The sequence below is a fragment of the Acinetobacter sp. YH01022 genome (assembly GCF_013420235.1).
Lineage (GTDB): Bacteria > Pseudomonadota > Gammaproteobacteria > Pseudomonadales > Moraxellaceae > Acinetobacter.
In genome coordinates this window covers 72,112-84,058 of the sequence record NZ_VOYP01000008.1, presented here as the reverse complement: position 1 = coordinate 84,058, position 11,947 = coordinate 72,112, and the positions used below count along the sequence as shown (strand labels likewise).

At 42.0% G+C, this 11,947-nt stretch carries 13 protein-coding genes; 7 read left to right on the top strand and 6 right to left on the bottom strand.

Translation table 11 applies throughout. The features are described from left to right. Positions 1–45: 45 nt before the first annotated feature. Positions 46–474, bottom strand: a complete 429-nt coding sequence (locus FTT87_RS04365) for a Cd(II)/Pb(II)-responsive transcriptional regulator (RefSeq protein ID WP_180043891.1) — start codon at positions 472–474, stop codon at positions 46–48. Between the two features lie 82 nt (positions 475–556). On the opposite strand from FTT87_RS04365, the gene FTT87_RS04360 reads away from it, so the two are divergent. Then, positions 557–1,192 (top strand): cation transporter, encoded by a 636-nt coding sequence (locus tag FTT87_RS04360; protein ID WP_180174475.1) that lies wholly within the window; start codon positions 557–559, stop codon positions 1,190–1,192. A gap of 60 nt (positions 1,193–1,252) precedes the next feature. On the opposite strand, the gene FTT87_RS04355 is transcribed toward FTT87_RS04360, so the two are convergent. Then, positions 1,253–2,032 (bottom strand): ferredoxin--NADP reductase, encoded by a 780-nt coding sequence (locus FTT87_RS04355; protein WP_005236496.1) that lies wholly within the window; start codon positions 2,030–2,032, stop codon positions 1,253–1,255. Between the two features lie 105 nt (positions 2,033–2,137). Between FTT87_RS04355 and tsaA the strand changes: the two genes are divergently transcribed. Then, positions 2,138–2,866 carry a tRNA (N6-threonylcarbamoyladenosine(37)-N6)-methyltransferase TrmO gene (gene tsaA, locus FTT87_RS04350; protein ID WP_180174474.1) on the top strand — a complete coding sequence of 243 codons (729 nt, stop codon included), beginning with the start codon at positions 2,138–2,140 and terminating at the stop codon, positions 2,864–2,866. Between the two features lie 32 nt (positions 2,867–2,898). On the opposite strand, the gene FTT87_RS04345 is transcribed toward tsaA, so the two are convergent. Together FTT87_RS04345 and FTT87_RS04340 are read right to left on the bottom strand one after the other, a co-directional pair. Then, positions 2,899–3,894 (bottom strand): hypothetical protein, encoded by a 996-nt coding sequence (locus FTT87_RS04345; protein WP_180174473.1) that lies wholly within the window; start codon positions 3,892–3,894, stop codon positions 2,899–2,901. Between the two features lie 277 nt (positions 3,895–4,171). Then, positions 4,172–5,422: a DUF4010 domain-containing protein gene (locus tag FTT87_RS04340; protein ID WP_218954195.1), complete on the bottom strand. Its 1,251-nt coding sequence runs from the start codon at positions 5,420–5,422 to the stop codon at positions 4,172–4,174. Between the two features lie 258 nt (positions 5,423–5,680). On the opposite strand from FTT87_RS04340, the gene FTT87_RS04335 reads away from it, so the two are divergent. The 4 genes from FTT87_RS04335 to FTT87_RS04320 all read left to right on the top strand — a co-directional run bounded on the left by FTT87_RS04335 (position 5,681) and on the right by FTT87_RS04320 (position 10,051). Further along, positions 5,681–7,438, top strand: a complete 1,758-nt coding sequence (locus tag FTT87_RS04335) for a GspE/PulE family protein (protein WP_180174472.1) — start codon at positions 5,681–5,683, stop codon at positions 7,436–7,438. Between the two features lie 98 nt (positions 7,439–7,536). Further along, positions 7,537–7,899, top strand: a complete 363-nt coding sequence (locus FTT87_RS04330; protein ID WP_180174471.1) for a NirD/YgiW/YdeI family stress tolerance protein — start codon at positions 7,537–7,539, stop codon at positions 7,897–7,899. A gap of 144 nt (positions 7,900–8,043) precedes the next feature. Further along, entirely contained in the window at positions 8,044–8,703 is a 660-nt protein-coding gene (locus FTT87_RS04325; RefSeq protein WP_180174470.1) for a response regulator transcription factor, read from the top strand. 1 nt (position 8,704) lies between these two features. Continuing rightward, on the top strand, positions 8,705–10,051 hold the full coding sequence (locus FTT87_RS04320; protein ID WP_180174469.1) for a HAMP domain-containing sensor histidine kinase: 1,347 nt from the start codon (positions 8,705–8,707) through the stop codon (positions 10,049–10,051). A gap of 63 nt (positions 10,052–10,114) precedes the next feature. Here the strand turns inward: FTT87_RS04320 and hemP are convergent, their stop codons facing one another. Next, positions 10,115–10,285 (bottom strand): hemin uptake protein HemP, encoded by a 171-nt coding sequence (hemP, locus tag FTT87_RS04315; RefSeq protein WP_180043905.1) that lies wholly within the window; start codon positions 10,283–10,285, stop codon positions 10,115–10,117. Between the two features lie 139 nt (positions 10,286–10,424). On the opposite strand from hemP, the gene FTT87_RS04310 reads away from it, so the two are divergent. After that, complete coding sequence (locus FTT87_RS04310; RefSeq protein ID WP_180174468.1) at positions 10,425–11,324, top strand: NUDIX domain-containing protein; 900 nt, start codon at positions 10,425–10,427, stop codon at positions 11,322–11,324. 50 nt (positions 11,325–11,374) lie between these two features. On the opposite strand, the gene FTT87_RS04305 is transcribed toward FTT87_RS04310, so the two are convergent. Further along, a complete protein-coding gene (locus FTT87_RS04305) occupies positions 11,375–11,941 on the bottom strand; it encodes a tetratricopeptide repeat protein (protein ID WP_180174467.1) in 567 nt (188 codons plus the stop codon). Positions 11,942–11,947 lie beyond the last annotated feature (6 nt).

The window sequence follows — 11,947 nt, the reverse complement described above, 5'->3', positions numbered from 1 at the left end:
ATGGCTTAATTGTATGGATTTAAAAATTAGATTCAACCCAGTAAATTAGTTGGATATTTCCTTATTTTCGGCTTCGAGTTGTTTTAAAATCTGGCAACTGTCAATGGTTTTGGTGCTACTGCAAGAGGCGCGTAGCTGGATGAGCTGTTGTTGAAATTTTTGTAATTCTATAATTTTATCAGTAACTTGTTCAATATGTTGTTCAATTAGCTGATTCACTGCATGGCAGCTTTGCGAGGGCTGCTGTTCTAGTTCAAGCAAGGCTTCAATCTCGCTGAGTGAAATATCGAGCGTGCGACAGCGTTTAATAAACATCAGTCGTTTGAATGTATTTTCATCATAATAGCGATAATTATTGTCGCCACGAAAGCTGGGTTGGAGCAGATTTTTCTTCTCATAAAAACGGATCGTGTCAGTGCTGAGCTGGGTTTTATTGGCTAATTCTTTAATTAAATAATATTTAGGTGTATTCATGCTTGACCTTGGAGTTACTCCATAGTTTTGAATAACAATAATACAAACAAGGTTTTAAATAAAGTCATAGAGGTGGTGAAAAATGGCATGTAGTTGCAGTCATGAACCTGCACCGCAAAAGCCACATAGTAAATTTCGGACTGCTTTGTGGATTGCGCTCATTATTAATATTGTGATGTTTATCGTAGAATTGATTGGAGGAGCATATGCCCATTCATCGGCATTGTGGGCAGATGCACTCGATTTCTTTGGGGATGCGGTGAACTATGGCATCTCACTTGCCGTATTGGGTGCAAGCCTATACTGGCGTGCTACGGTGGCGTTGTTAAAAGGCGCGACCATGGCGCTGTTTGGTTTCGTGGTTATGGGTAAAGCTATTTATGCCTATCTACAAGGTATTCCGCCTGAAGCCATGACTATGGGGGCAATTGGTCTGCTTGCTTTAATTGCCAATGTCACTGCGGCAGTGATTTTATATGCCTTTCGTGATGGTGATTCAAATATGCAGTCGGTCTGGCTGTGTAGCCGTAATGATGCCATTGGTAATGTCGCGGTGATTTTGGCTGCCGTCGGTGTGTTTGGTACAGGGAGCATGTGGCCTGATATTGTCGTCGCTTTAATTATGGCAAGTTTAGGTTTAACAGCAGGATATCAAGTCATTCAAAAATCTTTACAAGAGCGCAAAGAGAATAAGCCTTTTGTACATGCATCTGAGTAATTAAAGGAAAAAATCTAAAAAACCGAGCTACTCAGCTCGGTTTTTTAGATTCAAGGAATCTTATTTTTCAACGAATGCACGTTCAATTACGTAGTCGCCTAAAACGCCCATACGTGGAGATTCTTTTAGACCATGCTGGTCAAGAAGAGCCGCTACGTCGTCCAGGAATGCCGGGCTACCGCAAAGCATGGCACGGTCAGTTTCCGGGTTGAAACGTGGCAGACCGATTTTTTCGAACAATTGACCAGATTCAATGGCAGTGGTTACACGACCTTGAGTATGGAACTCTTCACGAGTTACAGTTGGGTAATACACTAATTTTTCTTTAGCACCTAACTCACCAAAGAATTCATGGTTTGGAATTTCGTTGAGAATCAAATCTTGGTAAGCCAATTCTGAGATAAAACGTGTACCGTGAACCACGATGATTTTTTCGAAACGTTCGTAAGTTTCAGGGTCACGAATCACAGACAGGAATGGAGCAAGACCAGTACCAGAAGAAAGAAGGTACAAGTTTTTACCCGGGTTCAAATCGTCCAGAACCAAAGTACCTGTAGGTTTTTTAGAAACCAGAATTTCGTCACCCACTTTTACTTTTTGCAGAATAGAAGTTAAAGGACCATCTGGAACTTTAATAGAGAAAAACTCGAGTTCTTCTTCGTAGTTAGCACTTGCAATTGAATAAGCGCGCATTAAAGGCTTACCATTCACTTCAAGACCGATCATCACAAATTGTCCGTTTTTAAAACGCAATGCAGTGTCACGAGTGGTTTTAAAAGAGAATAAAGTGTCATTCCAGTGGTGGACGTGAGTAATCTTTTCGACGTTGAAAGCAGCCATTAAAGGTCTCAATAAGTTATCAAATTAGAACAGGTTACTATTCTAATCTAAAAACATTCTCGATAAACTGAATATATTTAATTGAACTTATCAGAAAAAGTGATTATGACTGAGCTTAAAATGCCAATAATAGGGTATATGAGATCGCCCTATAAAGAAAAATTTGGCATTCCACGCCAACCCAATCTGGTACAAGTTGGGTCCTATATTGAAATGGTTGAACCTTATAATGATTTGTCTGCTTTTGAAGGGATTGATGAATTTAGTCATCTCTGGCTGTTGTGGCAGTTTCACGAAAATAAAAATCAGAAAGAAAGTCAAAAGTTTAGACCACAAGTTCGTCCGCCGCGCTTGGGAGGGAATACAAAAATCGGGGTATTTGCAACACGCAGTATGTACCGTCCATCACCGATAGGTCTATCCGTTGTCCAGCTGAAGACAGTGAAAAAAGTTGGTAAGTCTGTACGTGTGTATGTGACAGGGAGTGATCTTCTGGATGGCACGCCGATTGTCGATATTAAACCTTATATCCAATATTCAGATGCTGTCGTTACGGCGCAAAGTGGTTATGCACAGGATGAACCTGAACGACATTCTGTGATCTGGACAGAAAATGCCGAACAGCAAAAGCAAGATTTAATGAAAGGCCGTAGGTTAAATAGTCAAATTGTGAATGAACTGGAACAGGTTTTATCGCTTGATCCCAGACCGGCTTATCAAAATAATGCGGAGCGGGTATATGGCATGTTGTTTGCTGACTTGAATGTGAAGTTTAAGGTGGATGACCATAAGGTGCAAATTCTCGAAATTTTGACGTCAAGAAAGGAGCTTTAAGCTCCTTGTCTGATGTCGCACGCTTGAGCAGTTTAAGGTTTCATTGAATTTTGAATAAACTGTGCTGCAGTGTCATTATACCAGCTACATTCATTGTTCAAAGTTTCAATTTCTTGAATGGCCAGTTGGCGCTCTGTATTAGTTAATGTACTGCTTAACTTGTTTTTTTGTTCTTGAATGTACTGCGCTAAGCTGTATTCGATCCCTTCTAGATAGCGTCCAGCACCATAGTAGTTACCTTTATATTCTGCAGCGCCATAAGTTGCGCCTGCATCTGTACCGTCATAGGAATATAAGTAGGCAATGGTATCTTTATAGGTTTTCTTAAAGATGTGCTTGTCATTTTGGGCATAGTCTGCTGCATAACTATCAAAAGCTAGTTTTTTGTCACTATTGTCACTGGTGTAGAGATAAATATTCTCTTGATTATTGCTGTGAATACTATTTTGTAAGCAATATGCACCAGCAGGGAAAGTTAGGTCTTTAACTGAATTATAATAAGCAAGGCGCTGTGCAGAAATATTTGAAATCGAATTATTTGCAATTTTCCATTGATCTCTGGACTCCAATGTCGCCAAGGCATTTTTGCCGCTGAGGTCAATTTTTTTGAAAGTTGTGCTGAATATAAGGCCGGTTGAGCCAACAGGGGAATAAGGTTTATGTGTAAACACTAAATTGCTTAAAGATCCTGTCCCTGTTAAATATCCATATTGGGAATTTTTTGGTCCTAAATCTTGATAAACACCATTTTGAGTAACAAGAATGTCATTGTCTGGTATAGGTGAATCATCTTGAACATATACGTTGCCTTGATCAAGGGTAATCATATTATGAACAAATTCAATTGGTTCATTGACTGCATATCCAGCTTCAATTTCAAAATAATGCCATTGTTGAAAATCTTTATTTTCTTCGACAGATCCAGAATCTGTACTTTGGTAAGCGCTGTCTGAGCCACCTCCGCCGCCTCCACAGCCAGTCAAAGTTAATGCTGTAATAATTGATAAGCTCAGATATTTAAGCTTCATAATGAAATACCCCCATTATTATTGGTTAAAAATTTAAGTTTTATGATCATAGGAAAAAAATATGCCAATATATGTCTTTCATAATTATTGATACCCTTTTATTTTTCTTCCCTAGGGAGAAATAAATGGGATTTATGAAAGAGGTCTCATCATTAATTATTGTTTTAAGAATGTAAATGATTAATTATTACTTTAAAAATATTATAAAAATCATTATTTTAAATTTAACTAAAGGAATATTTTAATTAATTAATAATAGTTAATAATTAAATTCAATTTAACGCTGTACCAGCCACCAAAGTACACCGATCAAAACAGCCATATGCAGAATTTGTATAGGTGCAAAATAAAGTGCAAATTTTAATCCTCCGCTTATGGCTGCATTAATGCATTTAGAAACGGCATGCGCAGCCAGACCTAACATCATTGCATAGAGCAAGCTTGCATTTGTCGGTTCACCCTGAATCACTACAGCGGCTGCAGCAGCATGAATTTCAAACAGTGAAGCCAGCAGTGTACCTGCAATTAATCCGGAATCACCCAGTAAGAGTTCTAGGCCATGCACACCCGCCTGAATGACCGTTAATGTCCCTGCAATAATGGCTGCTTCTTTTAGACTGAACATGGCACTATCTACAGGTTCTGTTTCTTCGATAGGCCCTGCTTTACGTAAAAGCCAGTAAGCACACAGTGCTAAAATGCTGATTGCAATGAGCGAGGGAAATATCAGCAGCTTTAGCCAGATTAAGGAGACTCCTCCTACCACAATCAATAAAAGTACCAAAGTGGATATACATGACATCAGTGCTGCACCGGCATTGGATCGGGCATCGGCTTCTTCATTGCGTACTTGTATACCTAAATGTGCAATCATTGCTGTACTGGAAACAAATCCGGAAGCAATTGCAGAAAGTATGAGAGCTTTCTTACTTGAAAGTAAACGTTTGGCAATATGTGCCAATGCTTGTACGACAAGAATCAGGGTGAGCAGTTTTAAAATAATATGCGGATTAAGCACGTTGCCCCATAAAGGCGTATCAGGGGTCAGCGGTAAAGCGATTAAAATTAGGGCCAGTAAAAATACACCATCTTTAAGTTCTGCCCCGGTAATCCATTTTCCAGCAATCCCGTGCATGGACTGTTTCATCATTAAAATGAAGGTCAGTATCACAGAGAGACTGGCAGCCAGCGTAATATTCCACACACACAGCGCACCAATGAAATAAGTCATGACAAAAGCCAGTTCGGTGGTAACCCCGGGATCTTGCAGCTGGTTTTTAAGGGAGAAAATACCGATACCGCCAACAATCAGTGCACCAATCACGCCAAAGATATCGCCAAAAGCAAAACACAAGGCTCCCAGTAGAGCGCAGATTGCGAATGAGCGAACCCCGGCAAAGCTATGCTGATTTTCACGTTGCTTGCTACGTTCACGTTCCAGACCAATCAGCAAGCCACAGCCCAATGCTGCTGCCATAATCATCAGCAAGGCTTGAAATGATGTACTTTGAAGGGGCAGATTCAGCATATTATTCACAGTGAAAATCCAGTTATCGGGTTATGCATATTCAGCTGCTGAATTAAACAGCATATTCGGCATTATTGGCTATAAATGTCCGAAAGTAAAAGCATAATGCTGATGAAAAACAGCTATAGTTTATTTTGCAGTAAACGGTTATATAAATCAGTTTAGAAAAAGATATGGGGATATCTTTTTCTAACAACGGACTGAAGCGAGATGATCTTTAGTTTGTTATAGTGTGTGAATGTTTTGGGGCATATAATAATGAAGTTTAATTTTGAAATGGATACATCTTGGTGTCTGGAACAACTACAAAAAGATGGACGTATTACCGAACGTAACAAGCTACTGATCCAAACTACACACCGTCAACGTGAGCAACTGAAATGGCATCCCTTGCAGTGGATCGCACATTTTAATCTGGTCGATCAGGCGCATCCACAATCGACCTTAACCTTAAACCGCTTGTGCCAGTGGATTGCAGACAAAGCCAATATTCCTTTTTATATTATTGATCCCTTGAAGGCCGATGTTGGTGCTTTGACCAATATCATGTCGCAAGAATTTGCGGTGCGTAATAAAATTCTGGCCGTCGAAATTCAGCCGGACAAAGTCCTGATCGCCACCGATCAACCGTTTAAAACGGAATGGGTGGCCAATCTTGAACATAGTATTGCCCCGAAAAAAATTCAGCGTGTACTGCTCAGCCCTGATCAATTACAGCGCTATCTGGTGGAATATTATCAGGTGAGCCGGGCGGTTAATTCATCGCAAAAAAACAGTGCTTATGACCGTGATAACAAAGGCGTAGAAGCACTATTGCAACTGGGCGATACGCAAAACCCGGATGCCAATGACCAACATATTGTCAAGCTGGTGGATTGGGTGTTGCAGTTTGCCTTTGAACAGGGTGCCAGTGATATTCATCTGGAACCCCGTAAAGATACCGGCAAGGTGCGTTTCCGTATTGATGGGGTATTGCATACCATTTATAAAATGCCGGCCAATACCCTGACCGCCGTGATTTCGCGCATTAAAATTTTAGGCCGCATGAATGTGGCGGAAAAACGCAAACCGCAAGATGGCCGTTTAAAAACCCGTACGCCTAAAGGACAGGAAACTGAGTTACGTCTATCCACCTTGCCGACGGCCTTTGGCGAAAAAATGGTGATGCGTATTTTTGACCCGGAAGTGTTGGTACGCAGTTTTCAGCAGCTCGGTTTTGAAGGCGGGTTACTGAATGATTGGCAGGCTTTAACTGCACATAGTCATGGCATTATTTTAGTCACGGGTCCGACCGGTTCAGGCAAAACTACCACACTGTATTCGTCACTCAAGCAGCTGGCGACTGAAGAAGTCAATGTCTGCACCATTGAAGATCCAATCGAGATGCTGGAACCGAGCTTCAACCAGATGCAGGTGAATCAGGGGATTGATTTAGGTTTTGCTGACGGTGTGCGTGCGCTGATGCGTCAAGACCCGGATATCATTATGGTCGGCGAGATTCGTGATCAGGATACCGCCAATATGGCGATTCAGGCCGCATTAACCGGTCACCTGGTGTTATCCACCTTGCATACCAATGATGCACCATCCAGTCTGACCCGACTGCATGATTTAGGGGTACAGCCCTTTTTAACTTCAGCCACGATTTTAGGTGTACTGGCACAGCGTCTGGTACGTAAACTTTGCCCGCATTGCAAACAGGAAACCTTTATTAATGAACAGGAATGGAAGCATTTAACCTTTGATTATGCACTGGAAATGCCAAACTTCGTATTTCAGGCGGTGGGTTGTGAAGAATGTCGCCATACCGGCTATAAAGGACGTGTCGGCATTTATGAGTTTATGCCTTTAAGTCTTGCGACCAAACAGCTGATTGGTGCAGATGCGACTTTAAACCAGCTCCGTGATCAGGTGAAAAAAGAAGGGATTGAGCCGTTACGTATCGCGGGGGCGCGCAAAGTGCTGGCAGGGATGACCACGCTGGAAGAGGTGTTACGCGTTGTTCCACTGAATTGAAATACTGTTTGAAAATGAAGCTATCTTAAGATTCACCTCATCTTGATTTGTTTTAATCATGCTATTGAAATGAGCAACAACTTAATGAGGGTTTGAGCATGAACATGATTTCTAAAATAGCTTTAATGACTGCTTTGGTCGGTGCAACAACATTCGCCGTGGCAAATACTGCGGTAAATCAAGCTGCAATTGCACCACAAAAAGCCACTACGGTTAAACAGGCTTTAACTTTAAAAGATGACAGCAAGGTACAGCTTAAAGGCTATGTGGTAAAAGCAGTCGGGGATGAAAAATACCAGTTTCGTGATAATACCGGCACCATGACCGTCGAGATTGACGATGAGTTATGGCAAGGTAAACCCGTAAATGCCAAAACGCCAGTGACCATCATCGGTGAAGTCGACATCGATTACAAACCGGCTAAACGTATTGAAATTGATGTGGATGCCATCCGTTTTTAAGTGATGCCATGATAGATCAAGATGTAAGAGATTCTTCCTGATTTCTCCCCAAAACCACATGCATGTCATGTGGTTTTTTTGCAATCATGTGGTTTAAAAAACTGTTATCTTAAACAAAAACATATCCAGACATGAGAACAAGATATGCGAATCTTAGTGGCAGAGGATGATGCTTCCCAAGCAGAAAGCATCAAAACATGGTTGGAAATGGATGGCTACAATATTGACTGGGTGGAACGTGGCGATCATGCCATTTTAGCCATTGAACAGCATCAGTATGACTGCATCCTGCTCGATCGCGGACTACCCAAAGCCAGTGGCGATGACATTCTTAAAGCTCTACGTGCGCATCAGCAACAAACCCCTGTGATTTTTATTACTGCACGGGATAGTATTCATGACCGTGTTGAAGGGCTGGATTTGGGTGCCAATGATTATTTGGTCAAGCCTTTTAGCCTGGAAGAACTTTCTGCGCGTGTACGTTCGCAATTACGCCAGCATCAAAGCAGTGCCGGACAATATCTGCGCTATGCAAATTTAGTCCTCGATCCACAGGCCAAAACGCTGATTCAGGATGGAAAGACCGTCAATTTAACCGCCAAAGAGTTTCAGATTTTACATAAACTAATGCAAAAGCCGGAGCATGTAATTACCCGTGAACAGCTGGAAGAATCACTTTATGCCTGGGGCGATGAAATAGAAAGCAATGCCATAGAAGTGTTTATCTATCAATTGCGTAAAAAGATTGGCAGCCAGTATATCAAGACCCTTCGTGGTTTGGGCTATCGCATGAGTCAGGGTTAGTATGTCAAAAGCCATTTCTCTACAAACCAGGTTAATCAAGACCTCATTATTCAGTTCCATGTTGGCTGGGGTTTTGGCCTTGCTGCTTTTTGTGGGGGTTTCCCTGTACCAGACCATGCAGGTACAAGACCAGATCATGGATGAAATTGCAGATATGCTGTTGATTTCAGATGTAAGTACGAGTTCAGGACAACAGGTCGATGAACTCAGTGATGAATTTGACATTCAATACCAGTTAAAAGATCAGCAACAGGTACTGAGCGAATCAGAAAATTTCCATTTGGACCATCTGTCTTCAACGTTCAAAAATAATGCCGATGAAGGTTATGATCTGATTTGGCACGATCAGCAGTTGTGGCGTATCTACACCTCGCAAAATCCTGAACTAAATACTTCGGTATTGCTATTGCAGCCGATGGGAGAGCGCTTTAAAGCTTTGGCTCAAAATGTCATGGGCTATGGCCTGATTTTAATTGTGCTCTGGTTCATTCAGTGGCTGATTTTACACTTTGCCGTGAAACGCCAATTTAAAGTCATTCATCAACTGTCCAGAGAAATTTCAGCTAAAAGTGCCGATGATCTCGCACCGATTCAGCAGCAAGTACCTGAATTAAAAGAATTACAGCCGATGGTATGGCAGCTGAACCAGTTATTACAGCGGCTTGAACAATCTCTGGTGGCAGAACAGCGTTTTACTGCAGATGCCTCGCATGAATTACGTTCACCCTTATCGGCTATTCAAATGCGTTTGCAGGTACTGAAACGTAAATATCCGGAACTCGACCAAGACTTGGCGAGTATTCAAAATGATGTCAGCCGTGGTACACAGGTTTTAGAAAACTTGCTGTTACTGGCACGACTGGACCCGGCCCATACGGGTCAATTGCCCAAGTCTGAAATGGATATGAACAGGGTAATCAATGAGGTCTTGCAAGCCTTACAGCCCTTTGCAGCCGAGAAAAATATTCAAATCCAGACAACACAATTCGCCGAAAATCTGGTGATTACTGGCAATGACAAACTCATTTTCAGTTGCCTGCGCAATCTGCTGGACAATGCCATCCGTTATGCTGGGCAAAATGGTCATGTATGGATTGAGATGCAGCACAAGCAATCATACATCAGCATCGTGATTGAAGATGATGGACAAGCTGTGACAGAAGAGGTTTTACAACGACTGGGTGAGCGCTTTTATCGGGCATTGGGTACCAAGACACAAGGTTCAGGACTGGGGCTGTCGATTTGTAAAAAGATTATTGAATTACATGCCAGTGAAATTCATTTTTCTCGGTCGGCACATGGTGGATTAAAAGTTGAACTGCAATTTCCATGGCATATCCAGAGTTAAAAAGCAGTATGTTTGCGCTCATACTGCTTATTTCCACGTTTATTATTGTTGAGTGAATTATTTTTATTTGGTCAGAATAAGACGATTGTTACGGGTTAAACGTAGACGATATTCTTCTCCGGCATGCATAATCCGAATTTCTCGCCCAAGAGCAAACAGGTTGTTCGAGTGCAACATGGGAAGTGAGTGAGCTGTATCGTTATTACGGGTAAATAGGCTAAATGGTGCGTTCATTCCGTCGATTCCGTGGTATGTATTAAATTATTTAAATGATAATCATTATCAAGTAATTCTGTCAATTAATTATTTAAGATTTTATAAAAAACTTAAATTTGCTTACACTCTGTAATATTTTCATGCCGAGGAACAGGGAATGTTTAAACCCATCATTGATGTTGCCATTGCAATTTTACTTCATCAGAACAATGTGCTGGTCGGCTGGCGTGAAGCGAAACAGCATCAGGGCAATAAACATGAATTTCCGGGAGGAAAATTGGAGGAGGGTGAAACGCCTTTGGCGGCATGCCGCCGTGAAATTTATGAAGAAGTGGGCATTGGTCTGCATGAATGGCATGCCTTTGATGTGATTGTTCATGAATATGATGATGTAATCGTCAAGCTGCATTTATTTCATGCCGTTGTACCGACTGCTTTATTGAATGAAATTCAACAGCCGTGGAGCTGGTACAGCCGTGAAGAATTGTTGAATCTAAATTTCCCTAAAGCCAATTTAGCCATAATTCAGCGCCTGTATTGGCCCCATCAGATTAAAATTTCAGCGCAGCTGGATGAGGTTGCACAGTTAAAACAGGACCAGTTGTTATATTGGCGTGTCGAGGGAACTCAGCAGCAGCTCACGGAACTGGCTAAGCGCAGTGTGAAGCATTTATCTCGGCTGATTGTCAATGTCGATATTTTTGAACAATTAAACCCGATTCAACAGCAAGCCATTTCCGCCATTCATTTAAAACAGCCACAACTGATGGCATTAAAGCCGGGTGATTTGCAGATCGGTAAACGTTACATTGCGGCATGTCATGATTTGGCTTCAATGCAACAGGCGCAAAACATCGGTTGTGATGCAATCTTGCTGAGTCCGGTTCTGCCTACAGCCACCCATCCAGAGGCTGTAGCATTGGGATGGGAACAGTTCAAGTGCTGGGTTTCACAGGTCGATATACCGGTTTTTGCCTTGGGCGGCATGCAGGCGGGTGATCTTGCCATTGCTAAAGAGCAGAGTGGTTATGGCATTGCCGGGATGAGATTTTTATAAAACAAAGACAGAGGATGTATTGAGATGATCAGTTCAATATCTCCTCAAGTTTATAAGCTTTGCAGGGCTTTTTGCGCTTGTTGAATGGTTTTTTGATCTTTTTGCTGTTGTGCAGCTTTTAAAATGACCTGCCAAAGCTGTTTCTTCATGGCATTGGTTTGTGCATAACTAAGCCCGCGTTGTGCCAAAGCTTGAGCATTTACTGGTCGATTCTTTTTATTGGCAATCAAGGCCAGATACAAGAAGGTTTCAGCGGATTGCGGCGCAAGGCGTTGAGCTTGCAATGCCGCAGCTTCAGCTTCATTCCATTGCCCTTGCTTATAGGCGAGTTGAGTTTTTTGCATGAGCTTTTGAAATGCAGGTAGCTGGCGGCCATCATCAAACTGCTGTTTGCTCTGTTGCTCAGGAACAATCACCTGCATCTTTTTACGTTGAATTTCTTCACGTTCATAAGGGGTAATGACCACGCCTGCAGGGGTTTTAATGTCCCGCTTTTCTGTCTGGGTAGGTTTTGGTGGCTGTTTGCTCTTGGGAGCAGGCAGGCTTTGACAGCCCGCCAAAGCGATCAAGCTCAGAATAATCAGCCCGTGTTTATGCCGTTTAGATTGCCTGTTCATGCTCAA